This window comes from Limnobacter parvus, assembly GCF_024623725.1.
Taxonomy (GTDB): domain Bacteria; phylum Pseudomonadota; class Gammaproteobacteria; order Burkholderiales; family Burkholderiaceae_B; genus Limnobacter; species Limnobacter parvus.
In genome coordinates, this window is sequence record NZ_JANKHG010000014.1 from 63744 (window position 1) to 89879 (window position 26136).

The window sequence follows — 26136 nt, forward strand, 5'->3', positions numbered from 1 at the left end:
GAGCTGATTTTATTTTTTCATCATGGCTTTGAATGCTTCGCAGGGGTCTTCACGGTCGAAATTGGGCACCTTGTGCGTCACATCAAATTCCGAATCACCACTGCTTTGCTGTTGTTCCAAAAAGCCATGCACTGTTGTTGTTTTTTGAAGTGTAACGGGTAACCATTGAAATACGCCGACATCTTTTTGAACATGGCCATTGCCGGCAATCAGAACCACATCGCGTGCGCTGACCTGTTGTTTGATTACATTGGCCATCCACACGTCGCGCGCAACTTGGGCCGGCACCATTTTCTCGGCCACGCCAGCAGGCAACATATTGCAGTGACCCTGCACAATGTTGTTCAGGTGTTGGCTTTGAAGCGGGTCGGGCAAAGGCTTGTCGAGTTGATAATAGGCAATGGTGTCGGGGTCGAGTGCCGCGGCATAACCACCTTGAACAATCCGGTTGGCATCACTGCGCGACACATTGGCCGCCAGCAAAGGCAGCTGGTAATCTATCGCCAGTTGAATTAAAGGTTCAAACAATTCCCATTGCCACTTTTCTGCCCAGGGCTGGGAAGTGATGCACTGCGCCGTTTTGCACTGGTCTTGGGCGCTTCGCAACAGGCCTTGGTGCTTACGGTCAAACTGTTCCATGGCAATGGCGGGCCGCCAACCTGCTTTTACTTTTTCCGCAATTAAGGCGTAGCGCGCCTGATGGGCATCGGGATTGTCGTGCACCTCGCCCATTAACCAGATTTTGGCATCAGCAGGTGGGTCTGCCGTGGGGCTGGCGCAAGCTGTACTCAAAGCAACTGCAAATGCCACCACGAAGTTTCTGGGTGCTACTGCGAACAACATTAACCCTCCGAACGGGCAGGCAACACAAAATCAAAACTGGCCAACACTGTTTGGGCTTTGCTTTCTCCTATTTGGACCAGTAAAGCAGGGTTGTAAAAGCCGTCTTGCTGATTCAAGGGCTCATCAGGAAAGTAAAGCTGAGTGGTCAGCAAAGGCGTGCCCTGCCCTTGCACTTTCACATGCAGGTGCGGCGTGCGCCGAAAGCTTGAATTGCCATACGCACCAGGCTTGATGGTTTGGAAGCGGAAACGGCCTTGTGAATCGGTGAATTGGTGCCCACGCAATTTGAAGCCTTTGTTGTCGTAGTTGCCTTGCGCATCGCAGCCCCACAAATCGACTATTGCGTTGGCAATCGGTTGGCATTGGGTGTTTAACACGCGGCCCTCTAGCACCAATACTTGCCCAGACAAGCCACTGGTCAAATCGCTGCGCTTGGGAGTTTGGGGGGTGTAAAAAGGGCCTTCGATTTGACGGGGTGTGGGGCTGTCGTCGCAAACCGGGGTTTGCGCCAAAGCCTGGAGGGGGTGGGCAACCGGGCCCACCAGCAAAAGGCCTGCTCCGGCCTGTAACAATTGTCGTCGGGAATTCAGCATGCCACCTCCTACTGCTTTTAGTGCTGGGTGTTGCCCACTATAACCAAAAGTAGCAGAAGCTGCATCCTGATGCTTGCTTTTTAAGCGTTCAGCCAGTTGACGGTTTTTGCCCAAATGGTGTTGGGCGATTCCTTGCCACTCATGATGCCGATGTGACCACCGGGGCCGATGAAGAATTCCGATTTTTCCGACCCCACCACCTTGGTAATCGGCTTGCAACAGGCCACATTGGCAAGGTTGTCTGTTTTGCCTGCAATACCCAGCACTGGGCAGGTGATGTCTTTGAAATTCGCAACAGCCTTGCCCACTTTGAAGTGACCATGTGCAGTTTCATTTTCCAGCCAAATGCTGGCAAACCAGTCGCGCAGCGCGCCGCCGGGATAAGCTTCCAGGCTGTCAATAAATGCAGCCTGATTGGCGTGTTGCGCCACGAATTCTCGGTCATGAAGTTGGCTGACCAGGTTCCAGTAACCTTTCAGGCTGCCGACGGGGTCAAGCAGTTTAAAACCGATTACATTGGCCCAGCCCGGCGTGTACAGCAATTTGGCCGGTACCTTTCGGAAATTGATTCGGGCTGATTTCAACAAATGGGCCAATCGCTTGTACTGCTGACCAATTGGACCATTGGCATGGCCGTCGATTGGTGTGCCGAAGGTCACAATTTTGTTGATGTTTTCGTCTTTGAACAATGCGGTGTAGGCCAGTGCCATGCCACCGCCCATGCTCCAGCCTTGCAGGTTCAGTTTTTGCGAGCCGCTGTGTGCGCGCACTGCATTCAGGCAGGCTGGCAAAAATTCCTTGATGTAATTTTCAAGCGTCAAACCCGCCTGTTTGCGTGTGGGCTTGCCCCAATCAATCAAATACACGTCAAAGCCTTGAGCCATCAAGTAGCGAACAAAACTGCGCTCGGGCAGCAGGTCGTACACGTACATGTTCACAGCCAAGGGTGCAATCAACACCAGCGGAATTTTGTTGCGTTTCTGGGTAACGGGCAAGGTTTCATCGCCCATTGAAATACTTTCTTCAGTCAAGGGCAAGTAGTGGCGAACACTGTAAATACCGCTTTGATGAATAATCTCGAATGGCTGCAAACCGGCACGCACCATGGATTCCGATTTGAACAATCGATCCCAGCCATTGCTGGACATGTGGCTGATGCGGCGAAGACTGAGTGCTGATGACATGGCGTGAACCTGACTAATTGTGAAAATTGGTTTTGTCAGATTCTAACAGTGTGCCAGCAGTAGCAAGTGGTGGAGATGTTCTAAATGTTACCCATCGGTCACCTAGAGTGATATAGCATGATCGCGAGCATGTTGCGTAAGCCTTAAAACCTCACCTGTTTCAACCGCGCGGTACTGTGCGTGCAGTTCATTGCTTTGCCCCATCAGGTCAAGATACTGTTGGCTTAGTTCACCTTGACTGGCTTTGGTCGCGTTCAGTTGCTCCAATAAAACAATCATTTCTCCCTGTAGCGCTTCCTGCCCCTGGCTTACATTGAGTTGCGCTTGCTGATATTCATTTGGGTACTTTTTGCTCAAGGCCTGTTTCCAAGGCTCCCAGTTGGCCAGGTAGGTGTTCAAGTGTTCGTCTGTAAATTTGGACTGAATCTGCTCGCGTGCGCTTTGAATGTCTTGATCTGTGACCTGCCGTGCACACCGATGAAAAATCATGTCGTTCAATTGGCTGGGCAAATTGAATTCTTTGGACAAATTCACCACGTACTTCAAAATGATTTCGGTGGGATCAACAAACCCCACCAAGTTAGATACCTTCTGTTGGGCAATGTTTTTGAGCAACTGCGACCTGTGCAGCCCACCTGCGGTTTGAACCAGCTTTGCCAAATTTGATTCACTCAAACTTTGATGATGAACAATGGCCTCCTCCAGTTCAATGAATGCCAGTGCAATTCGGTCGTCGCAGGTTTCAGTGCCTTCTACGGCAATTGCTGCACAGGCTGACAACACACTGGGTTCTTTTTGCATGTAGTCCAGCATTGCGTTAACCCGTTTTACTACATCGTAAGGCGCCATGGCGTATTGCGCAGTAAGCCGCATGCGGGCCAATTGGCCTGAAAGGGCATTGGACTCAGTGGTTGAGAGGTTTCCAATTGCAGTTTCCAACACAGGTTCATCCTCTGCACCTGTTTGAACATGTCCCTCTGCGCGCCAAGTAGCGATTTCTTTACTCAGCGATTTAACTTCAACTGCTTGATTAAACTGACGCATGTCGTATTCAACACGCGGCCCTTGCTCAGGGTGCAAGGCATGGTGAGCCACAATGGCGTTTTGAAGCTGTTGGCGAACTGCTTGAGATAAAGGATTGAAGTCAAGGCTAGCTATACATGAGCTTGACAAACAAACCAAACTTTGAGGCAACTCAGAAAGATTATTTCGATGAAGTTCGAGATTTTGAAGGCCTGGCAAATTGCCGATTGATTCTGGCAAATCTCGCAGCTGGTTGCCTGAAAGACGAAGTGTCAAAAGCGCTGATAGTGTGGCTATGAACTCGGGCAAACTTTCGAATCGATTCTCGTCAAGCTCAAGTATCGTCAATACTGAAAGTTGACCGACTGATGCAGGCAAACAGTCAAGTTGATTATTTGTAAGGCTAAGATTCCCTAATGCTGAAAGCTGGCCAATGGACTCTGGCAGATTCGCAAGTTGATTGCCTCCGAGGAAAAGGTTCTTTAAAGCTGAAAGTCGGCCGATTGATGTCGGCAAGCTTTGCAGTTGATTACGTATAAGGTAAAGACTCTTTAATGCTGAAAGCTGACCAATTGATGCAGGCAAGGATCGCAGTTTATTACCAGCAAGCCGAAGAGTTTCTAACGTTGAGTGCTGACCAATGGACTCGGGCAGACTTTCGAGTTGATTGAAATCAAGGTTAATCGAACTCACGCCATTCAAAAAGCTCAGGTTTTCTGGCAGCGCTTTTAGGTGCAGCCGCGATAAATCCAATTCGATGTTAGCGTACGGCGGCTTTTGTAAAGTATCGAAACAAGTCAGCATTCTTGTTTTGGCCTCTATTCGGTTTTCACCGGGCAAGGCATCGCGCACATACTCAGTCAGCATGTTGTCTACTTCCACCCGGCTCAAAAGGCGCGGTGCTGCCTCGGTGCTGACCGCCGGTTGCACTTGTTCCACCAAATTGCGAAGATCACCGAGACCAGCAGAATTCACAGAATTTACAAAGTTATCCATAGCTCTTGTTGTTGCGTGATTGTGGTTGAGTAGCCACAAGTGCCAACAAAGTTCAAACAACCGCAAAAAGAACGGGATCGTTTATCTAGCCAGATTTACATTATTTAAGGCCTCACCTCCACTTCATGCCCAGGGTGATACCCAGCAAAAACTGGCGTTCGCTGGCCGGTTCGAAAAACTGCCCGACCCCTTGGTTCACAATTACCGAGCCCACATATTTTTTGTCAAATACATTGTCAATGCGCGCATAAGTTCGCACATTCCAGCCGCCTTCCAGTGGCCAGTCTTTGCTGGCGCGTAAGTTCACTACGCTGTAAGAAGGCGCAAAAGCGTCGTTCGCATCATTGGCAAAAAGTTTGTCGACATAGCGCAATTCAGTTGCGGCTTCATACAGGCTGGAAGGCTTGTAAACCAATTCACCAAAGAATGTTTTTTTCGGAATGCTGGGCAGACTGTTGCCCGCTTGAATGCTGTTCACCGACGTGTCGTAAGTTGCACGAATAAAATTCACTGCAGCGTTGGCCTGCCATTCCTTATTGAACGCATGCTGCAGCGCCAACTCAGCCCCTTCACGGCGAGTGGAGCCCGCATTTTGGAATGCCGTAGCACCACCAATGGCCTGAAGCACTACAATTTCATTGTTCGTATTCACCGTGTACAACGCCGCATTTACTTTTGTTGCCCCGAACTTGGCTTTGACCCCCACTTCCAACTGTTCACTTTTTGCAGCCTCCAGTTGGGCATTAAAATTGGGGCTGAGCGCATTGTTGTTTACATCCACAACCGACAAGTATGCGGTTTCCAGCAGAGTGGGCGTTTCAAACCCCTCGCCATAAGAAATGTAGGTGTTGATATTGGGCTGCAAACGATAGGTAAAACCAATATTGCTGGTGACTTCATCGTACTTTTTACTGCCGCTGCCATCACCGTTGCTCAAAAACTGATCGTTGGCTTCAATTTCAATCGATGAATTGCGCAACCCCGCCAGCACGCTGAACTTGTCGGTGAAAAAGTATTCCGCTTGCAGGTATTGGTCGAACTGGCTGGCGGTGTTGGCTTCATCCCGGTTGGGCGTTGTACTTGCGCCAAAAAAGCCCAGGCGTGCCTGCTCCAGTTCGCCTACCGTTAAGCCTGCATTGAAAAACAAGGGTTTTTCAAACAGGCTGGTTTGGTGTGCAAAACGCAAATCTGCACCGCTGTATTCGTTTTTCAGGTCAATCACCGCCGTGCTGGCCAACACCTGCCTTATTTTTCGGTCGCCATAGTACGGGCTGAAAGTGACACTGGTTTCAGGCGTGAATTGGTGTTCAAACACAATGCCGGTTTGGCTTTGCTCCACGGTTTTATTGGTGTTGTTGGCCACGGCGTTGGTGCCCGCCTGCCTGCGATTACTGGCCAGTTGCACAGCAGTCAAACCCGCCGGGTCTTGTGCCAAGGGAATGTCGACATAGTTCACCACCCAGCTTAAACGCGTATCGCTGCTCAGGTTCCACACCATTTTGCTGTTGAAGTTGTCGCGACGCGCTTTGCTGTGGTCGCGGTAGCCGTCGGTACGAAAAGTGGACGCATCAATCACAATGCCCAGATTCTCATTCCCCTTGTTCAGCTTGATGCCGCTGCGGCGCGTGCTGTCGGTGCCAAACACTTGATTCACTTCAAGCTCAGTGCCGGGGCGCGGATTTTCGGTGGTCAACAAAATAACGCCACCCGAGGAATTGCCATACAGCGATGAAAACGGCCCGCGCAGCACTTCAATGGATTCCGTCGACGAAAGGCTGAAGTGTGAAATTTGACCAGACCCATCGGGCATGGTGGCGGGAATGCCATCGGAAAACAAACGCACCCCGCGTACCCCCGAAGTGGCCCGTGCGCCAAAACCGCGAATGGAAATTTGCAGGTCTTGCGCAAAATTGTTTCGATTGTTGATCACCAAACCGGGCACGCGTGCCAGGGTTTCCGACAGGTTCACCTGAAAACTGGCGGCTTTTTCAAGCGTATTCTGATTGATTTTATCGACCGAAGCAGGCACTTCAAAAGGGTCACGCGCTTCACGCGTGGCCGACACCACGAACTCATCAAGGCTGCTGTTTTGTGCAACTGCTGGGGTCACAAAACCCAATACGGCCAAGGCACTGAACAAAGTTGAACTGCGGTACTTCATTGAAATTCTCGGGCTGATTTAAAACGGCATGGGTAAAGCATGCAGGAATTGCCCTTCAATGTTCTACCCCTCGTCAACAAAAGTGGAATATTTCCTCTGCCCCTAAGGCGCCAACTCTTTGTACAATCCGAGTAACAACTGTTAACCCCCATTATAAAAAGTCAGGAGACACCCGCATGTTGCATGCACTCGAAGTGCTCGCCCTTCGCATTTACATGGCCATTTTCAAAGTGGTTACTGCATTGATGCCGTTCAAATGGCCCCGCATGTTTGAAGGAACCGATTCGTCTTTGGAATTGGTTCGGCACATGGCCAATGCTGGCCACCGCAATGTGTTGGTGGTCACCGATGCCGTGCTGATGAAACTGGGTGTGCTCGACAAAATCAAAACCGAGCTTGAAACGCAGGGTGTTAAATATGTGGTGTACGACGGCGTAGAACCCAACCCCACAGTTGAACAAATTGAGGCGGGCTACCGCATGCTTTCCGAAAACGGCTGCCAGGCCATCTTGGCCGTGGGCGGTGGAAGCCCTATTGATGCGGCAAAAATGATTGGTGCACGCGCCAAAAACAACAAGCCTGTTTTAAAACTGACAGGCCTGCTGCGAGTACACAAAGGGATGATCCCGCTGTTTGCAGTGCCCACCACCGCAGGCACTGGTGCCGAGGTAACCATTGCCGCTGTGGTCAGCGACACGGTGAACAAACGCAAAGTGGCAGCAATGGACATCCGCTTGCTACCCACCGCCGCTGCGCTGGATGGCGCGCTGATGGTGGGCCTGCCTGCACACATTACTTCAGCCACAGGCATGGACGCACTGACGCACGCAGTAGAGGCTTTTGTGTCCCGCAACGCCACCAAAAAAACAAGCGCACAATCACTGGAGGCCACGCAACTGGTAATGAAGTACCTGGAAACTGCGGTGGCCGAGGGTAGCAACCTGGAAGCGCGACAGAAAATGGCACGTGCATCACACCTTGCCGGAATCGCCTTTACGCAGGCGGGCGTGGGCTACGTGCATGGCATTGCCCACAAATTCGGTGCGCTGTACCACACGCCACACGGTTTGGCCAACGCGATAGTAATGCCACACGTGCTGGACTATTCACTGCCCAACTGTGCCGACCGCCTGGCCATTTTGGCCCGCGCCTGCAACATTGGCGACAAGGGTGCGGACGATGTGCACCTGGCCCGCGCATTCATTGCCCGCATCCGCGAAATGAACGAAAAGTTTGGAATTCCAACCCAACTGCCAGCCTTAAAAGCGGCCGACATTCCCGATGTGGCCCGGTCTGCAATTGCAGAGGCCCGGTTCACCTATGCCGTGCCCCGCTACATGAGCCAGCCCGTGGCGGAGGCGGTGATCAAAAACCTACTGCCTAGGCAATGAAAACAGTTTGAAAACTCCTGATCTCCGTGCTGACTGAATATTATATTTTTGTGACCCTGTAACTTTCTTCATGCACTAACGATCTATAGCGTAACTCCGCCTGTATTCCTGGGTGGATTGCACCGTAGACGTTTACATCAAAAAAGGATTCAGGAAATGAAAACAGCACTTGGTTTGGCAGTTGTGGCCGCATTGGCCGCCCTTGGTACACAATCGGCAGTCGCTCAAACAGCAATACCCAGCGAACCTGCGAATGCGGTCAACTTGGTGGATGGCCTGGAAGGTGTGTTTGGCACCCACGCGGGTTTCAGACGTTCCGGCGCGCGCGGTGTGTGCGCAACAGGTGAATTTGTTGGCAACAAGGCCGGCGCTGCCCTGTCGAAGGCCTCCGTGTTTTCTGGAAAAGCCGTTCCTGTGACTTTGCGTTTCTCGATTGGCGGTGGCAATCCGAATGCGCCGGAAAATGGCAAAGGTGTTCGCGGACTGGCAGCACAGTTTGATTTGCCCAACGGCGAACAATGGCTGATGGCCAATATTTCGGCACCCTTTTTTACTGCAGCAACACCAGATGGTTTCCTGGCCTTTCTTGAGGCACGCAAGCCCGACCCAGCAACCAAAAAACCCGACCCCGCGAAAATTGCAGCCGCCGCCGCAAAATACCCTGACTTCAAACCACAAATGGAATGGGTCGCCAAAACCGGCGTACCTGCCAGTTATGGCACCGTGAACTATTGGGGCGCCAATGCATTCAAATTCACCAATGCTGCCGGGAAGACGCAATTCGCGCGCTGGATGTTCGTGCCGGTTGGCGGCCAGCATTTTATTCCGGACAACAAACTGGCTGATCATGCCAAGGTATTTTTGGCCGATGAATTAAAAGGTCGTGTGTCCCAAATTCCGGTGGAATTTGATTTTGTACTGCAGCTGGCGCAGGCCGGTGACCCCACCGACAATGCCACAGTGGCGTGGCCAGATGACCGCAAACAAGTGGTTGCGGGTCGATTGAAAGTAACCGCAGTAAGCGACAAGAGCACCTGCGATGGGATCAACTTCAACCCGCTGGTGCTGCCCACTGGAATTGAACCATCCGATGACCCATTGTTGGCCGCGCGTGCTGGAAGTTACGCCGTGTCTCAAGGTCGTCGTTTGGCACAATAAACAGCATCCCTTTTAGCCTGTACACTGAGAGCCGGAGCCCAAATGGGTTACCGGCTTTTTTATGCAGAACACACGGAGTAGTACATGGAATTATTTGACGCCATTTATCAACGACGCGCCATTAAGGCGTTCGACCCTGAATACAACATTCCCGCAGACGACGAGAAAAAATTGTTCGAGGCGGCAATCCAAGCGCCAACCAGTTTCAACATCCAACATTGGCGCTTTGTGGTGGTGCGCGACAAAGCGTTGCGTGCAGAAATGCGCAAACTGGGCAATGACCAAGCGCAAATCACGGATTCATCTTTGCTGGTCATTATGACCGCCGACATGAAAGCCTGGGAGAAAAACCCCTCGCGATACTGGGCAGACGCACCCAAAGAAGTGGCGGATTTGTTGGTTGGATGGATGGGGCCTTTCCATGAAGGTCGTGAGTGGCTGCAACGCGATGAAGCGCAACGATCGATTGGTATGGCGATGCAAACCTTGATGCTGGCTGCCAAAGGCATTGGCCTCGATTCCTGCCCCATGATTGGCTTCGACATTGAAGCGGTCGCCAACTTGATCAGATTGCCTGCTGACCACGCAATGGGCCCAATGGTGGCGATTGGCAAGGGTACCAAAGCGCCTTGGCCAAAGCCGGGGCAACTCAGCTTGGAAGAAGTGGTGGTTAACAATAAGTTTTAACGCCTGTTAAAACCAAACCACCGCAGTTGCTGTGTCGCCAAGCCGACACAGCGGCCCGCTATTGCCAGTTGGCTGAATCTGCCCATTCTTGCACCCAGTAACACAGAAGGAGACATTCAAAAAAGAAGCACGCTGCATGACACACCACTTTTCAAAACGCACGCTGAATTGTTCAGTGCTGCTGACCTGCCTTGCTTTGGCAGGCTGCCTGGGAGAAAGCAACAACGCTTTTCAAATGAACGGGCGAACCAATCCGAATGAAAGTCAAGGGGCCAATGAATTTGTCGACGCCACTGGTTTGCAGTGTGCACTGACCGACCCCAACTTGCTGATTGGTGAAGGACAAGACAGCCCATCAATCAATCTGACCAGCACACCCAACAACAACACACAACCCAGCGTTGGCTTGAACAGTGGCGCTTGCAGCAACAACACCGCCTTCACCATGGGCACAGGTATTGTCGACATCACCGGCCCTGCAGCGGGTTCAGTGATGATGGGTTATGAAAGCCCCACCCACGCCACCCTTGGCCTGCACACGCGGCAGTTTTCACGGGCGTATGTGATTGGCTCGCCCTGCAATGGAAAACGCGTGGTGTATGTGGTCAACGACCTGGGCATGATTTTCCATGCTGTGCGCCAAGGGGTGTTGAACCAAGTGGCAGCAGACACTGAACTGGCCGCGTTTTACGACGAACAAAACATCATGCTGAATGCCACCCACACCCACGCAGGGCCTGGTGGATATGCACATTTCGCAGCTTTCAATCTATTTCGCTTAGGCCACGATGAAGAGGTTTACAACTTCATTGTTGATGGCATTGTAGAAGCCATTCGCCGGGCGCATGCCAACTTGCAAGCCAACCCCGAACCCGGGCGCTTGCTGGTCAACAACGGCGAACTGCTAAATGCCAATGTGAACCGCTCTGCCATTGCTTACGACCAAAACCCGCAGGAAGAACGCAACCAATATTTAAACCAGCGCGGTGAAAGCCAGAATGTAAACAAGGAAATGGCACTGTTGAAACTGCGCCGTGGCGATGGTACCCCGATTGGACAAATCAACTGGTTTGGCGTGCACCCCACGACCACGGGCAATACCAACCCGCTAATTTCCGCCGACAACAAAGGTTGGGCATCGCTTGCATTCGAAAAGCTGATGGGCACGCGGTATGAAGCGCCTTCCGGTGAAGACACATTCGTGGCGGCATTTGCGCAAACCGATGAGGGCGACAGCAGCCCCAATATTTTCTTCAAAGACAAACCCTTTGAAGAACGCGGTGGTTCTACTGATGAATTGAAAGCAGTCGAAATCAACGGCAGTAAGCAACTGGCCCGTGCATTAACGCTGTACCGCGATGCGAACCAGTTGGTGAAGGGCGGCGTGAACTTCGCGCAATTCCACGTGAAAATGGATGAAGTTGAAATTACTGACCCCGTGGTGCTGAATTCACTTCGCCACCCGGAATCGCTGAACGATGCTGTGAAGAAAACCTGCACCGCCGCCATGGGTGTTTCATTTGGTGCAGGCGCTGAAGATGGCCCTGGCCCCACCGTGGAGGGCGCAAGTTGCAATGACCGAACCGATCCGGGTCGATTGACCCGTGACCTGGCTGCTTTGGCCGCTGGCAAACTGCCGCCTGAGGTGCTGGCCACCGCCGTGTTGTGTAACGTCAGTGCCCTGCCTTTTGATGCTGTGCCGGTGGGCGTTGACCTGGCCTGCCACGCTGAAAAGCCCGTGCTGTTTGTATTGGGTGCACCGCTGAATTTAAGCAACGATGTGTTGCCCTTCCAGTTGTTCACCATTGGCAATGTCGCGGTGTTGGGCCTGCCTTGGGAAATTACCACGATGGCGGGCCGCCGCATTCGCCAAACTGTGCTGGAAGTACTGGAACCACAAGGGATTGACCAAGTCATTATCAGTGGCTTAAGCAATGACTTTGTGAATTACCTGACCACGCGCGAAGAATACTCAATTCAACAATACGAAGGTGCATCGACCCAATTCGGCCCGTGGACACTGGCTGCTGTGCAACAAGAAAGCCGCAGGTTGGCCATGTCCATGACCACGCTGAGCCAGCCACCCGCGGGCCCACCCCGCACGGTGACCAGCAACCCGATCCCGCGCCCGCCGTATATTCCTTTTGATCAGGCACCGGGCGCTGCATTTGGCGATGTACTGGCACAGCCCGCCCCCACAGTGGCCGCTGGCAATACAGTGACTGCGCAATTTCAAAGTGCCCACCCGCGCAACATGAAAACCCGTGGGTTGGCCCTTGTGGAAGTGGAACGAATGAATGCACAAGGCGAATGGGAAACCTTCACCCACGACCGCTCGGCTGAACTGATTTTCCGCTGGCAGCCTTTCGAAGCAACGCCCTACTTAAGCCCGGTTCCGCTGGCTGGTTTTGTGTCCACTGCGCTGGCTGAATGGAAAATTCCTGCAAACACACCCGCAGGTAAATATCGAATCAAACATAGGGGTGTCGCTGTGCCAGCAGGATCGCCCGAAGCATTCGAAGGTGTCAGCGAAGCATTTGATGTAACGGCCACCGGGGCCACATGCAGCGACGGGAGGATGTTGTGATTCATCGGTTTTTAATCAGCGTTGCAACCACATCAATTCTGCTATCTGCCTGCGGTGGCGATTCCAGCAACGGCAGCACAAACACACGCGTGGGCGCAAGCGCAGCCAACGTCACCAATCCGTTTCCTGGCTACCAAAGCACTTTGTACACAGGCACCAGCAATTGGCTTTGCCACCCGGATTTGTTTGGCAACAGCAATGTGTGCAACGGCAACTTTGACAGCACTGTTGTGGCGGCCGATGCCACCGCCATCCCACTGACCTACACACCCGCAACCGAACCCCCAGTGGATTGCTTCTACGTGTACCCCACCACCAGCATCGACCTGGCTGGCAATTCAGATTTGAATGACGATTTGCAAGAGCAACAAACCACCGCCTTGCAATTCGGAAGGTACGGCGAAGTGTGCAGGCAGTTTGCGCCTGTGTACCGGCAACGCACATTGACAGCACTGGGACTGACCACCTTTACAGGCGCGCTGGGCGGCATTGACATTGCACCCAACGCCGGTGAAGTGGCTTATGCCGATGTGCTGGACGCATTCAAGGAATACATCGCCAACCAAAGCGAAGGACGTGGATTTATTTTGGTTGGGCATTCTCAAGGTTCAGGAATTTTGCGCAGGCTGATTGCCGAAGAAATTGAAACCCGGCCCGAGTTGCTACGCCGCCTGATCGCAGCCCACATTCCTGGCACCAATGTGCTGGTGCCCACGGGTCAAAATGTGGGAGCTTCCTTTCAACAAGTGCCTGCCTGCCGCAGCGCAAACCAGATTGGCTGCGTGGTGGCGTATGTAACGTACCGTGCAGGCGACCCCCAGCTTGAAGACCCGCGCTTTGGTTTGAGTGCAGAAGAAGGCACACAAGCACTTTGTACCAACCCGGCCGCACTGGCTGGCGGTCAGGCTGATTTGTTTCCCATCATTCCTCGCCAGCAACCACCCGTGTTCCGGGTTCTGTTAATTCCCCGCGGGCCTGGCGGCCCGTATGTCAACCCCATAAGTAACCTGACCATTCCCACGCCCTACTATTCCATACCGGGCCAGGTGAAAGGGGAATGCAAAGTTGGTCCAAATGGGGTCAGTTACCTAGAGGCCAGCATTGTGGCCGACCCCGATGATCCCCGCGCAGACGATTACCCCGGCGAATTCATTGGTGGCACTAACTGGGGCTTTCATCTGATTGATGTGTCAATTGCCCAGGGCGACCTGGTGCGGCTTGCCCAGCGACAGGCCAATGCGTGGCTTAACGCAGCGCGCTAGAGCGCTCACCTTGACTTCATCGAATTGCAATGTGATCTGCCTACACTGAGCGCGTCGAGTTTTTAACTCGGTGCGCGCGAACCCTTTGTTCGCAATCCTCAGTCGTATCAAGGAAGTTGCAACCATGTACAAATTACACAGCAAATGGCTGGCAGGCGGTGCTTTCTCGCTGCTGGCCCTTTTGGCAGCCTGTTCATCCGACAATGCCACCCCAGTGGCTCCAATTCCGGAAGCCGAATTCACCTTACAAATGCTGCACTTCGCAGATGCCGATGGCGACGACAACCAGGCTTTGAACAGCGTGGCGAACATGTCGGGCCTGATCAGCAGCTTCCGCGCTGAAATGCCAGACAACACACTGGTGCTGAGTTCAGGCGACAACCTGATTCCTGGCCCACGCCTTTCTGCCTCTGAAGACGCAACCCTGACAAACGTGTTCCGCACCGCGCGGGGCATCAATACCCTGCGTGCATCGATTGGACGCGCCGACATCGCATTTCTGGACGCCATGGGCGTTCAAGCCTCTGCCTTGGGCAACCATGACCTGGATTTGGGCACCTCGGAATTCCGTACCATTTTTGGTGCAGACATTCGAGACCTACCTGCCACTCCTGATCCCGACGACCGGGACATCCGTTGGGATGGTGGCCGCTTCCCCTACCTGTCATTCAATGCAGATTTTTCGGCCGATGCAAACCTTGCGGGCAACCTAAATGCCTCGCCCACATTCATTGTTCCGAATGGTGAAACCACTCAAGCCGCTGCTGGCCGTTTGACTGGGTGGGTAACCGCCACAGTCGATGGCGAAACCATCGGCATTATTGGTGCCAGTTCACCCACATTTCCGCAAATTACTTCCTCGGGCGGCATTACGTTCGATGGTGGTAACTCAAGCGGCAGTGTAGTCATTGCCGACTTGATTGCATCCATTCAAACCGGTGTGGACGAAATGACTGCAGCGGGCATCGACAAAATCATTTTGTTGTCGCACATGCAGCAGATCAGTGTTGAAGAACAACTGGCTGCCGGTCTGCGCAACGTTGACATTATTGTGGCCGGTGGTTCCAACACGCGCTTGGGCAATAGCCGCCTGCGCGCAGGCGAGGCATCACAGGGCGAATACCCACGCATTATCCAATCGCCCACCAACCCGGTGGCCTTGGTAAACGTGGATGGCGATTACAAGTACCTGGGTAGACTGGTTGCACCGTTTGATGCAGATGGCCAAATTATTCCCCAGCTAATCGACCGAACCGTGTCTGACGCTTATGCAACCAGCCCAAGCGACGACACCGCTGGCGGTGTCACTCCGATTCCGGAAGTGGTGGCAATTCGCGACGCGTTGCGAAATGTAATTACCGCCAAAGATGGCAATGTGCTTGGCACGTCGGAAGTGTATCTGGATGGTCGCCGCACTTCGGTGCGAACCGAGGAAACCAACCTGGGCAATGCATCTTCTGATGCGAACCTGGCTTACGCCCAGCTGTTTGATGCAACCGCGGTTATTTCTTTGAAAAACGGCGGTGGTATTCGTTCCGACATCGGTTTCATTGAAACCTTGCCAGGCTCTACCACCACCACATTCAAACCCATTGCCGCAAACCCCGGCATTCGTGAAGAAGGTGAAGTGTCGCAGCTGGCAATTGAAAACTCGCTGCGATTCAACAACGGCCTGGTTGTCATTGACGTTACCGCCACACGTTTGAAAGAATTGCTGGAACACGGTGTTGCAGCAGTTGCACCGGGTGCTACACCTGGCCAGTTTCCGCAAATTGGTGGTTTTTCATTCAGCTTTGACGCTACTCGTGCAGCGCGCATGGTGGGTGCTGCGGGTTCCGCAGCCGACGGCACGGGCAGCCGCATTCGTACGGTAAAAGTGGGCAACGACATTGTGGTACAAAACGGAGCGCTGCAAGGTGACCCGAACCGCATTTTCCGCCTGGTTACGCTGAACTTCCTGGCAAATATTTCGGGAACAACCAGCCTTGGGGGCGACAATTACCCATTCCCATTGCTGGCTGACCAAAACCGTTTGAGCCTGGATGTAGCTCCTGCACTTGACCCGATCGCCTTCACTGCGGGGAATACTTTTGCAGCCAAGGGTTCCGAGCAAGACGCCTTTGCACGCTTCTTGCGCCAGTTCACCGATGTAGCGCCGTTCAACTTGCCTGAAACACCAGCAAGCAACGACTTGCGTATTCAGAACCTGGCGATTCGCGCCGACACGGTGGCGGCCCAGTAACAAGTCACATCCGCAGTGCTTTACTCCACATCCGTGCTGCATTCCGCAGCACTGGGTGTGTGGTGGCAGCGCACTTTTTTTAGCAAACTCATCATTCGTTTGTCGTACACGCCTTCTTGCGTCAGCTGCACGCGAGCCTGCTGCATCATCACATTGTATTTTTCTTGATCCGCCGGGGTCACATTCATCCAGTACTTCGCGGGCACCTGCTTTTCAATCGCCTTGACCGCGTCCAACGCCTGGTCGATAAAACCCAAGCCAAACTTGCGCATTTTCTTCAGACGATCATCCAGATCAGGAATTTCCTTCTCCAACCGCGTGCGGTTGATAATTGCGGAGCCAGTCACGTTGAGCAAAGGCATCTTGTACACGCCACCCTTGGTACCCAAACCGCGATAAAGTTCAAGCGGTGCAAATGCCACAGCAGGTGCTGCCACAATATCAACAACCCCGTTGTTAAACTTCTGCGCAAAGTTGGTAATGTCGCTGGGCACAGCCTGCGCACCCAACTGTTGAATCATTTTTGCCTGGCTTTTGTCCCAATCCATTACGGCTACTTTTTTACCGGCCGCCTTCTCAATGGAATCGATTGAGCGGTCATTCACCATCACATACGCCGCACCCAAGGGGGCCATGCCCACCACCTGGTATTTGCCCTGAATCGACAAATCGTACAGTGCGTCGTTCCCCATCAATACTTGCAAGGCAGTTTTCACATGATCGTAAGAAGGCAATGCACCCACCGCATCAAAACTTCCCATGAATTGATTGAACAACCGTGCGCGCAAGGTAGTAATGCCCACCGCCTCACATTGCCCGGTTCGAAATGATTCGGCAGCCACAGTTTCATTGGTGTGGGGAATCAACTCGGCAAAGACATTCCACTTTCGCGCTTCCAGTGCAACATCTTGTGCCACGCTAAACACAGGACCAGCCTTGCCCAAAATGTCGAAAATACAAATCTTGATGTGCAGCGGCTTGTCCAGTGGCTTCATCTCTTTCATCAACTGGCGAGACACATTGCCAATCAGGTTCGGGGGAATCTCCGGCCCCTTGACCTGGGCAAACGTTTGCGACGAAAAAAGCATGCTGGCCAAAGCCAGCGACATGGAAAGCGAGCGGATAAGCATTGTGTTGTCCAGAAAGGAAGATGGCAGAAGGGACTACAACACAGATGTAACTGAGCGGTTACATCTTGAATGAATCAATGCATGGGGTCAATCTTGCAACGCAATATCCGCCGGGCTCCAATGTGATTTTAGGCGTCTAGTTCCCTTGCTTTCTTGGTGCCGAGCCACCTGGCGCCGATACCGGCGGCAATCGGCGTCAATGCAGCGGCGATCAAAAAAGGCCCCGACGCGGCGGGTACCACAATGCCCATGCTGCCCGCCATGCCGGCCATCGAAAGCCCGGTTTTTAAACCTTGCCTTTGCAGATCCTTTTTAAGATTCCTGGCAATGGCAACCCTGTTTTCCGGATTGCCTCGCAAAGCTTCCTGCGCATTCAAGTTGTGGATCTCTAACTTCAGCACACCCGCATTGACAGCCATCAAAAAGTTCATGGCTGCCAATGCGGGCAGTGTTGCAGGAATGCTGTACTTGGCCAAACTGGCAAAACGCGTCAACACATGGTAAGCGGTGGCACCGTCGGCAAGCCATTTAATCGCAGAGTGTCCCGTGGAGTCGCCTGGCAACGGGTTAACAATCGCTTGTTGCTCCACATCGTCGGCAACAACTGCATTCAGGGCATGCGGATTCACGCGAGTGGCCGCCAGCTTGGCAATAAAACCTGCGGCGACTGACACCAACCCAGCCGCACCCAATTGGTGGCGCAGTCCGGGGAAAACAGTAGCCAAAGTTAACGCACAATTGCTGATTGCCGATGTCAGTTGAACCACAGTCAAGTCAGCGAGCAAAGGCAATGTTTCATGCGTGTGCGAATTGTTGTTGGGAGTGGCCTGTTGCGCTGTCATGCTTTGCTTGCGTAGGGAATGTGTGGCCAACGCAGCCAATGCCAGCGCGGCAAACGCACTGACCATGGCCGAGCCCGTGGTCGCACCCAAAGTTGCCTTTCGCAGGGTTTCACTTTCCGGGTACCCAGACATGAACACCGGGTCGGATTCAAAACCTTTGGGTTCAATAAAGCTGGCCAAATTCATTTGGTCCAATAAAATCTGTGTGCCCGGTTGTTGCACATGCTCAAGAATATCCTGCGGAGTTTCGAAGTGATCACGGGCCGTTCCAGGCGTACTGTCAAAAGCAATTCTGTCCACCTGCGCAATACCACGGAGAAACGAATACACAGGAGTTAAGTTGGCCGCGTGGGTCTCAAGGGGTTGTACAACAACACCTGAATCCACATTGCCTGCGAACCCGGGAATCGATGCCGCCCTGGCGCTTAAAACCAGTCGTTTATTGGTCGTCACCGCATCCTTGACCGTAAAAAGAACCTCTCCATCGTTGGTCATCAACACCTTCGAACCAAAGCACGACCTAACCACTTCTGCAAGAGAAACATCATGCAAGTCCAGTCGATCGAAAGTATCCAGATCCAATACAAAAATTCGATCCGGGTTGTTGTCCAGCCACTCATTGACTTCACGCAACTCATCCGCCAAACGAAGTGGAGCACTGCCGTCGCCGAATTGGTGACGCAAGTACCACACCCCATTTTGTTTGTAAGGGTCCATTTGAGCGCCAAGTGCCGGAAGCGATTCAAGAATGGCAACCGTGGACTGGTGTTGATTGCTTAGAAACACAGAAGTGTCGCTGCGGCCTATGTCACTGCCCGCGTTGTGAATCATCACACCACTTGCGTAGCGGATCGGGGAATTGGGCGATGGAAGGTATTTGGGCAGGTCTTTACCTGGCATTACAGTGGCTTGATGCCTGCGTGCCTGAAGCGCAGGCAGAACCCCGATGCTTGAGCTACCCAACAACACGGTCATCAAAGCTGGCTTCAAAATTCGTCTGGCAGCCCTGGTGAAGCGCGAAGGTTGGGTCGACGTAGAAGTTGGAGTAGATACCGCAGAAGGCGAGGCTTCAACACGACGTGGGTCGGTCGAAGGGGAAACAGAGACGGGAAAACGCATATACAAACAGGCCCAATACAACGCAAGGTAAGTGCATTTGAGTCACATTTTCCTTGGTATTTGTTCCAGATCGGCTACACATTCATTTCCAGAGCAGTGGTGGTGGCACTAATCGCGCAGCCACGCCTCCCGGTGCAGTGGCGTCTTTCACGTCACCGAAACGTTCGTTACCCTGCTCCCAATCTTGTTGGGCCTTTGTAATTGCATCTTTGTTGTGCGCCACAAAATTCCACCACATTTGCACGGGCGCATCGAACGGCATGCCGCCCAGCAAAAGCACACGGGTATCTGGCCGCAAAATCAAGGATAAATCAGACAGATCTTTGCCCAGATAAGCAAATTCGTCGGGTGTGAAGACCTCACCGTCAACGCTTACTTCCCCGGTCAATGGCAAAAACCCATATTCAAAATCCGGATTCAGATTCAGCGTTACCAATCCACCTTGCGCACTGAACAGGTCCATGCCCAACATGGGTGAATGCACGGCGGTTGGCGCTTGGTACCCACCGTAAGCACCCGCCAGCAAAGTGAACTGCACACCATCAAGATGCCACTGCGGCAGCTCACGATAGTGCACAAATGCTGGTTCGCAATCGGCCAGTTCTTCAGGCAAGGCAATCCACAATTGGGCGGCATGCAGGCTACTGCCATTCACCACGGAATCTTCAGTGTGCACAATGCCGCGGCCTGCGGTCATCAAGTTCACTTGCCCAGGGCGAATAATCAATTCATTGCCCAGGCTGTCTTTGTGCAGCAATTCGCCTTCGATTAACCAAGTGAAAGTTTGCAGTGCCGTGTGCGGATGTGCGCCCACATGCATGCCCTTGCCGGGCGCAAAATTCACCGGGCCGGCGTGGTCCAGAAAACACCAGGCGCCCACCATGCGCTGGTGGCGACTGGGCAAGGCACGTTTCACCAACATGCCTTCGCCCAAGTCTGCGCTTCGAAGTTCGATTCGCTTGAATTTGCTCATGACGAAATCATAGCGCGTTCCAATTACTTCGTCAGCGCTGTGTAGCTGGTGATCAGGTTGCGATAGTCAGGAATATGATTCGAAAACAATGCACCCAGGCCTTCAATGTCGTTGCGCCAGTCACGGTGCAATTCACAGGCCACGCCAAACCAGGTCATCAATTGCGCACCTGCTGCTGTCATACGCTCCCATGCAGAATCACGGGTCAATTCATTGAATGTGCCTGAAGCATCAGTGACTACAAACACGTCGTAGCCCTCGGCAAGTGCTGACAAAGTCGGGAATGCCACACACACCTCGGTTACCACACCCGCGATGATCAATTGCTTTTTGCCTGTGGCTTTCACAGCAGCCAAAAACTCTTCGTTGTCCCATGCATTAATTTGCCCAGGGCGCGCAATGTAAGACGCATCCGGAAAAATTTCTTTCAATTCGGGCACCAGTGGGCCGTTCGGGCCAGTCTCAAAACTGGTTGTCAAAATAGTGGGCAATTTGAAATACTTCGCAAGATCTGCCAAGGCCAGCACATTGTTTTTGAAACGGTCTGGGTCGATGTCGCGTACCAGCGAAAGCAAACCGGCCTGGTGATCCACCAACAGCACGGCAGCATTGTTTTTGTCGAGGCGAACGTAGGGCTTGCTCATGGTGACTTCCTTTGTATATTGACAGTGAATAATGGCAATATGCTATCTAAACATCAATTGCGTGATAAGCAGCCAATATTTCAACAAATCGTTCTATACCAGGAACAATCAACGGGGAGACTTGCATGGATTTGAATGATTTGTACTACTTCGCCAAGGTGGTTGAACATCAGGGTTTTTCAGCCGCAGCACGTGCCTTGAATGTGCCCAAATCAAAAATAAGTCGCCGCATTGCCGACCTGGAAAAGCGACTCAACACACAACTTCTTTACCGCTCAACCCGTAAGCTCCACATCACCGAGATTGGTAAAACCTACTACCAACATTGCAAAGCCATGTTGATAGAAGCCGAGAGTGCGCAAGAACTGATCGATCAAAATCACTCTGAGCCCCGGGGGCTGATTCGCCTTACCTGCCCGATTGCGCTGCTACATGCCCACATCGGCGACATGCTTGCCGAATTCCTGACAAAACATCCGCTGGTTAACATTCAACTGGAGGCAAGTAACAGGCGCGTGGATGTGGTGGCCGAAGGTGTGGACCTTGCCATTCGGGTGCGCCCCTTGCCGTTGGACAGCAGTGATTTGATACTGAAAGTATTGTCAGACCGTGGACTGTGTTTGGTGGCCGCTCCAAGCCTGATCAACAAAATGGGTTCCCCAATGCACCCGAAAGATTTGGCGAATTGACCCAGCTTGGGTTTGGGGCAAACACAGGGGCAAATTCAACACAGCTTTGAATGGTGCCTTACCCATGCGAACGGTGAACGAATTGTTGTTCCATATTCACCCCGGCTGGTGACCACCGACATGGTTGCCCTGCGTGCCAGCGCCATGGCCGGTATAGGCGTGGTTCAACTGCCTAATTTAATGGTGACCAAACAAGTGGCAAACGGTGAATTGATAAAACTACTGCTCGAATGGTCGCCACGGCGTGAAATCATTCATGTCGTATTCCCATCAAGACGCGGCATGCTACCTGCAGTGCGTGCGCTGATTGACTTTCTTTGCGAAAAGTACGATTCGTTTGAGGAAGACTAAAAAAGCTTAAGCCGAATACATTGAATCCAGGTGCAAAGAAAAAACCCTCTCACTCATATAGTAATGAGAATCGTTATCATATATTCTTTCGTTTTATCCATGATGTTCCATTTCCATGTTTGAGAAGCACTACAGGGAGCTCAAACATTTCTTGCTCAATCGATTGCGCGACCACGACCTGGCCGCAGACGCGGCACAGGAATGCTTTTCCAGAGCTGTCGCCATGCAGCACGAAGGTGCTGCTGTGCTTGATCCGCGAGCGCTGTTATTCAAGATCGCCAACAACTGGCTGATCGATGAGCACCGCAAGCAAAGCAGCCGCCCAGAACTCATGTCGCTTGAAGAAGAGCAGAAACACGGATATTTGCCATCTGCCACCCAGCACGTTGACCCCGAGCAGATTGCCAGCGCCAACCAACAACTGGACAAGTTACTGACAATCATCAATGAATTGCCGCCCCGCTGTCGCGAGGCCTTCATCCTGTTTAAGTTTGACGGATTAAGCTACCAAGAGATTGCTCAACGCATGCACATCTCGCCCCGCACCGTTGAAATGCAACTAAGAATTGCCATGGCAGCCTGCATCAAGGGACTCGAATACAGTAATTTGCCTGACTGATCCGTCAACATTAATAGCACCACTTTACATTGTTCTCAATGCGCCCTTATTCACCCAATCCACACCGCGAAACCTTGACTGAAAGCGAGGCAGACGCAGTGGATTGGACCCTGAAGAAACAACATGGCCCATGGACTGAAACAGAGGAACAAGTCTTTCAAGCGTGGCTTGCTGAAAAGCCATCCAATCAAAGTGCGATGGCCCAATGCGAGGCAGTGGATGCCACGTTGAAAAATCTGCGAGCGGAACAATTGGCGGGCTTGCGAGCACAGATTTTGATTGACAAGGCCATACTTAATTCCTGCTCACCCGCCAAAACCAGTCGCAAATCATTTCGAGTCGCTGCACTGGCATGCCTGCCGGTGGTATTGACTGCGGCAATTTCTGTGGCCTGGTATCAGTTCTGGCCGGTGGAGCAACACCAGTTCCAAACTGCCGTGGGTGAAATAAAAAATGTGAAACTGGGAGATGGAACGCAACTTACACTGGACACCAATACTCACCTTGAAGTTCAGTACACCCGTGCACGCCGCACGGTGGAAATCAGCCGGGGGCAGGTTCGTTTCGATGTGCAACGTGATCCCGGTCGCCCCTTCACAGTGACCGTACCGCAAGCACGGGTGCAAGTACTGGGTACCCTGTTCGATGTTCGCTGGACCCCAGACCACTCGACACCCACAGGGCCCGTCGTCACAGTAAAACAGGGTCACGTGGCTGTTGAGCACTCCATCAAGAACAACGGCCTGCCTTTCAATGACTATGCACACCGAACGGAGCTAGTCGCTGTTCAACAGCTTGCACTGGATGCAAAAGGTAAAACCATTTCACTGCAAAATCTTCAATCCCGCTCTTTGCCTGAATGGACCTTGCACAGAATTACCGTGGTGAATACGCGACTGGATGAATTGCTAGTCGAACTGAACCGCTACAGCAGCACACCCTGGCAACTTGGCCACAAAGAACTGGCCAGCCTTAAGGTGTCTGCCTCGTTTGATGTACGTAACAAGCAAGCAATTTCTGAGGTGCTTAACCAGGCACTGCCCCTTGAGGTCATTCAACAAAACCAACAGCAACTGCTGGTGCGCAAATAAAGCCGAAATGCCACATTTAAAAAAAATCTTCATCAGCCTACAGTAATTCGGTTTTCCCCAACGTCTTCTTAAATGAGAATCATTTCTTATTTTCAAGAGGACACCATGAAATCCCATCGACTCCGCATGCGGGCCCTAACACTGGCCATGTCCATGGCACTAAGCAGCGGCCCTGCACTGGCACAACAAACCCCAAACAACACCACCCAACAAGTCAGTATGTCCAACCAGAACCTGGACCGGGCACTCACTCAATGGGCCAGCACTTACAACACGCAACTGGTGGTTGACCAATCGATTGTGAAAGACCTGCAAGCTCCCGCGCTTAACGGCTGGTACACCGCGCGACAGGCCCTGAATTTGTTGTTGGCGGGCAGTGGCCTTCAAGTGTTTGAAAGTAACGGCAACTATGTGGTCAACAAACCTGCCCCATCAACCACATCAAACAACACACCAAGATTGTCTAGCGTGGTGGTTAGTGCTTCAGGGTTTGAACAGGACCTGACACAGGCGCCCGCCTCTATTTCGGTCATCAGCCGTGAAGAACTTGAAACCAAACAGTTTCGCGACCTGGCCGAAGCCTTGAAAGATGTAGAAGGCATAGATGTGCGTGGCAGCACTGGAAAAACTGGTGGTCTGAACATCAGCATTCGGGGCCTACCCAGCGACTACACATTGGTACTGATTGATGGACGCCGTCAAAACACAGCCGGCGACGTCACTCCTAACGGATTTGGCGACGCACTCACCAGCTTGATCCCCCCGCTTTCTGCGATTGAGCGGATTGAAGTGATCCGCGGTCCCATGTCCACACTGTATGGTTCAGATGCCTTGGGCGGCGTCATTAACATTATCACTCGCAAAGTTGGAAAAACGTGGGGTGGCTCAGTTCAACTGGAAACAGGTATTCCGGAAAACAGCGACGAAGGGGGTACCCAAAAACAGAGTTTCTATGTCAGTGGCCCACTGGTGGAAAACACCTTGGGTCTGGCCATTCGTGGCAGCCTGTTTCGCCGCGATGAATCCACACTGGAACCCAGTAACCCTGGTGGAACAATCAGCCGCCGTGGTCCCTCCCCGGTAGAAACTCGTCAACACAACCTGGGCTTTCGCCTGACTGCAACGCCCAATACCCGCAATGATCTATGGCTTGATTTTGAATCCTATCGAACCAACTACGACAACGACGAATGTCAGCTCGGCACACGCGACTTTCTCAACTGCAACACGGGTGCCCCAAGCAATACAGCGAGCGGTTACGCTGATTCACTCAGCTTCAACCGACAACAGTTCGTGTTGGGCCACACCACCCGCATGCAATTCGGCACTTTGGAAAGCAGCCTGACTCGAAGCGTGACCGAGACAGAGGGGCGCACCATACCCACCACTGCCCGCCCAGCAGGTGATTTGTCGATTGGCACGGCAAGACGCCTTGAAACAAGCAACACAATCCTGGACACCAAACTGGTAACCCCAGTTGGCGATCAACATGTGGTCACGGCCGGGGCACAGTACTGGGATGCCGAGCTTGAAGACGGCTTGGTACCGAACCCCTACACGCAAACCACCTGGGCACTGTTTGCTGAAGATGAATGGCGCCTGCGCGACGACTTGGCCTTGACACTTGGTCTTCGTCAAGACCAACACGATGCATTTGGTGGAAACCTGAGCCCGCGCGCCTATTTGGTGTGGAATACAAGCGACACTTGGACCCTAAAAGGCGGTGTCAGCCGCGGGTTCCGTGCCCCTCGACTAAACCAACTTGCCGATGGCATCAGTGGCATCACCGGTCAAGGCACTGTGGTCAGCATCGGCAACCCCGCCTTGCAACCCGAAATCAGCACGAACACAGAGTTCGGGGCACTCTATGACAATCAGGCTGGCTTCACAGTTTCAAGCACGCTGTTTTATAACCGCATCAAAGACATCATCAGCAGCAATGGGGGCGATTGCACATCCACCGCAATCCCCACTTGCAGCTTTAACCCCACCGCCACCTTCCCCGTAAACCGGGACCGTGCAGACACCTACGGGCTTGAACTGGCCACGCGCATTCCAATCGCCGAGCAGTGGTCAGCCAACCTGAATTACACCTTCACTGAAACAGAACTGGTAGAAGATGGACGGAACGTTGGCGAACTTAGCGATACAGCCAAACACATCGCAAATGCGGCTTTGCGTTGGGACGCAAGCGACAAATGGAATTGGTCACTACGGGGAGAATATCGTGGCGAAAGTCGCCGCTTTGATGGTGACCCTGCCGCACTTACAGGCAACAGTCTGAATGAGTTTCGTGCGTTGGGTGACTTGAAAGGCTACACGATCTTCTCATTGGCCGGGCAATACAAAGTCTCGAACAATGTGACTCTAAATAGCACCCTTTTCAACCTGCTGGACAAAGACTTCCGCGAATTCACGCCTTACTCCGACATCAACGGAAACACGGTATTCGGCAGCCCCTATTTCCGCTCGGCCCAGTCCACCAAAGGCACCTTGCCCGGTGGTCGAACCCTTTGGCTTTCTGCCAATGTCACATTCTGAACAAAGGACA

18 protein-coding genes and 1 pseudogene are annotated in these 26136 nt (G+C 52.6%); 10 read left to right on the plus strand and 9 right to left on the minus strand.

Going from position 1 to position 26136, the window contains the following annotated elements; all coding sequences use genetic code 11:
- Positions 1 to 9: 9 nt before the first annotated feature.
- The 5 genes from NSP04_RS02605 to NSP04_RS02625 all read right to left on the minus strand — a co-directional run bounded on the left by NSP04_RS02605 (position 10) and on the right by NSP04_RS02625 (position 6800).
- Complete coding sequence (locus NSP04_RS02605; protein WP_257510783.1) at positions 10 to 843, minus strand: ChaN family lipoprotein; 834 nt, start codon at positions 841 to 843, stop codon at positions 10 to 12.
- Complete coding sequence (locus tag NSP04_RS02610; protein ID WP_257510784.1) at positions 843 to 1436, minus strand: dioxygenase family protein; 594 nt, start codon at positions 1434 to 1436, stop codon at positions 843 to 845. The genes NSP04_RS02605 and NSP04_RS02610 overlap by 1 nt, the downstream gene beginning before the upstream one ends.
- An 80-nt stretch (positions 1437 to 1516) precedes the next feature.
- Positions 1517 to 2620, minus strand: coding sequence for an alpha/beta fold hydrolase (locus tag NSP04_RS02615; RefSeq protein ID WP_257510785.1), 1104 nt, complete (start codon positions 2618 to 2620; stop codon positions 1517 to 1519).
- 102 nt (positions 2621 to 2722) lie between these two features.
- On the minus strand, positions 2723 to 4639 hold the full coding sequence (locus tag NSP04_RS02620; RefSeq protein ID WP_257510786.1) for an NEL-type E3 ubiquitin ligase domain-containing protein: 1917 nt from the start codon (positions 4637 to 4639) through the stop codon (positions 2723 to 2725).
- 112 nt (positions 4640 to 4751) lie between these two features.
- Entirely contained in the window at positions 4752 to 6800 is a 2049-nt protein-coding gene (locus NSP04_RS02625) for a TonB-dependent receptor family protein (protein ID WP_257510787.1), read from the minus strand.
- A 176-nt stretch (positions 6801 to 6976) separates the two neighbouring features.
- On the opposite strand from NSP04_RS02625, the gene NSP04_RS02630 reads away from it, so the two are divergent.
- The 6 genes from NSP04_RS02630 (at position 6977) to NSP04_RS02655 (ending at position 16127) form a co-directional block, all read left to right on the plus strand.
- Positions 6977 to 8191, plus strand: a complete 1215-nt coding sequence (locus tag NSP04_RS02630) for an iron-containing alcohol dehydrogenase (RefSeq protein WP_257510788.1) — start codon at positions 6977 to 6979, stop codon at positions 8189 to 8191.
- Between the two features lie 156 nt (positions 8192 to 8347).
- Positions 8348 to 9349, plus strand: coding sequence for a catalase family peroxidase (locus NSP04_RS02635; protein WP_257510789.1), 1002 nt, complete (start codon positions 8348 to 8350; stop codon positions 9347 to 9349).
- A gap of 84 nt (positions 9350 to 9433) precedes the next feature.
- On the plus strand, positions 9434 to 10036 hold the full coding sequence (locus NSP04_RS02640; RefSeq protein ID WP_257510790.1) for a nitroreductase family protein: 603 nt from the start codon (positions 9434 to 9436) through the stop codon (positions 10034 to 10036).
- A gap of 136 nt (positions 10037 to 10172) precedes the next feature.
- On the plus strand, positions 10173 to 12623 hold the full coding sequence (locus NSP04_RS02645; RefSeq protein WP_257510791.1) for a neutral/alkaline non-lysosomal ceramidase N-terminal domain-containing protein: 2451 nt from the start codon (positions 10173 to 10175) through the stop codon (positions 12621 to 12623).
- A complete protein-coding gene (locus tag NSP04_RS02650; RefSeq protein WP_257510792.1) occupies positions 12620 to 13885 on the plus strand; it encodes a DUF3089 domain-containing protein in 1266 nt (421 codons plus the stop codon). Before NSP04_RS02645 ends, NSP04_RS02650 begins: the two co-directional genes overlap by 4 nt.
- A gap of 124 nt (positions 13886 to 14009) precedes the next feature.
- Positions 14010 to 16127 carry a bifunctional metallophosphatase/5'-nucleotidase gene (locus tag NSP04_RS02655; protein WP_257510793.1) on the plus strand — a complete coding sequence of 706 codons (2118 nt, stop codon included), beginning with the start codon at positions 14010 to 14012 and terminating at the stop codon, positions 16125 to 16127.
- Between the two features lie 20 nt (positions 16128 to 16147).
- Here the strand turns inward: NSP04_RS02655 and NSP04_RS02660 are convergent, their stop codons facing one another.
- The 4 genes from NSP04_RS02660 to ycaC all read right to left on the minus strand — a co-directional run bounded on the left by NSP04_RS02660 (position 16148) and on the right by ycaC (position 20835).
- Positions 16148 to 17257, minus strand: a complete 1110-nt coding sequence (locus tag NSP04_RS02660; RefSeq protein ID WP_257510794.1) for a putative solute-binding protein — start codon at positions 17255 to 17257, stop codon at positions 16148 to 16150.
- Between the two features lie 128 nt (positions 17258 to 17385).
- Positions 17386 to 19218, minus strand: coding sequence for a PI-PLC domain-containing protein (locus tag NSP04_RS02665; protein WP_257510795.1), 1833 nt, complete (start codon positions 19216 to 19218; stop codon positions 17386 to 17388).
- Positions 19219 to 19300: 82 nt separating this feature from the next.
- The gene (locus tag NSP04_RS02670; RefSeq protein WP_257510796.1) at positions 19301 to 20191 is read right to left on the minus strand and encodes a pirin family protein; all 891 of its coding nucleotides are present in this window, start codon (positions 20189 to 20191) and stop codon (positions 19301 to 19303) included.
- Between the two features lie 23 nt (positions 20192 to 20214).
- Positions 20215 to 20835 carry an isochorismate family cysteine hydrolase YcaC gene (gene ycaC, locus NSP04_RS02675; protein WP_257510797.1) on the minus strand — a complete coding sequence of 207 codons (621 nt, stop codon included), beginning with the start codon at positions 20833 to 20835 and terminating at the stop codon, positions 20215 to 20217.
- Between the two features lie 125 nt (positions 20836 to 20960).
- On the opposite strand from ycaC, the pseudogene NSP04_RS02680 reads away from it, so the two are divergent.
- The 4 genes and pseudogenes from NSP04_RS02680 to NSP04_RS02695 all read left to right on the plus strand — a co-directional run bounded on the left by NSP04_RS02680 (position 20961) and on the right by NSP04_RS02695 (position 26126).
- Positions 20961 to 21875, plus strand: a pseudogene (locus tag NSP04_RS02680) (LysR family transcriptional regulator).
- A 115-nt stretch (positions 21876 to 21990) separates the two neighbouring features.
- Positions 21991 to 22494, plus strand: a complete 504-nt coding sequence (locus tag NSP04_RS02685) for an RNA polymerase sigma factor (RefSeq protein ID WP_257510798.1) — start codon at positions 21991 to 21993, stop codon at positions 22492 to 22494.
- Between the two features lie 38 nt (positions 22495 to 22532).
- Positions 22533 to 23585, plus strand: a complete 1053-nt coding sequence (locus tag NSP04_RS02690; RefSeq protein ID WP_257510799.1) for a FecR family protein — start codon at positions 22533 to 22535, stop codon at positions 23583 to 23585.
- A gap of 105 nt (positions 23586 to 23690) precedes the next feature.
- Positions 23691 to 26126 carry a TonB-dependent receptor domain-containing protein gene (locus NSP04_RS02695; RefSeq protein ID WP_257510800.1) on the plus strand — a complete coding sequence of 812 codons (2436 nt, stop codon included), beginning with the start codon at positions 23691 to 23693 and terminating at the stop codon, positions 26124 to 26126.
- The last annotated feature ends 10 nt before the right edge of the window (positions 26127 to 26136 follow it).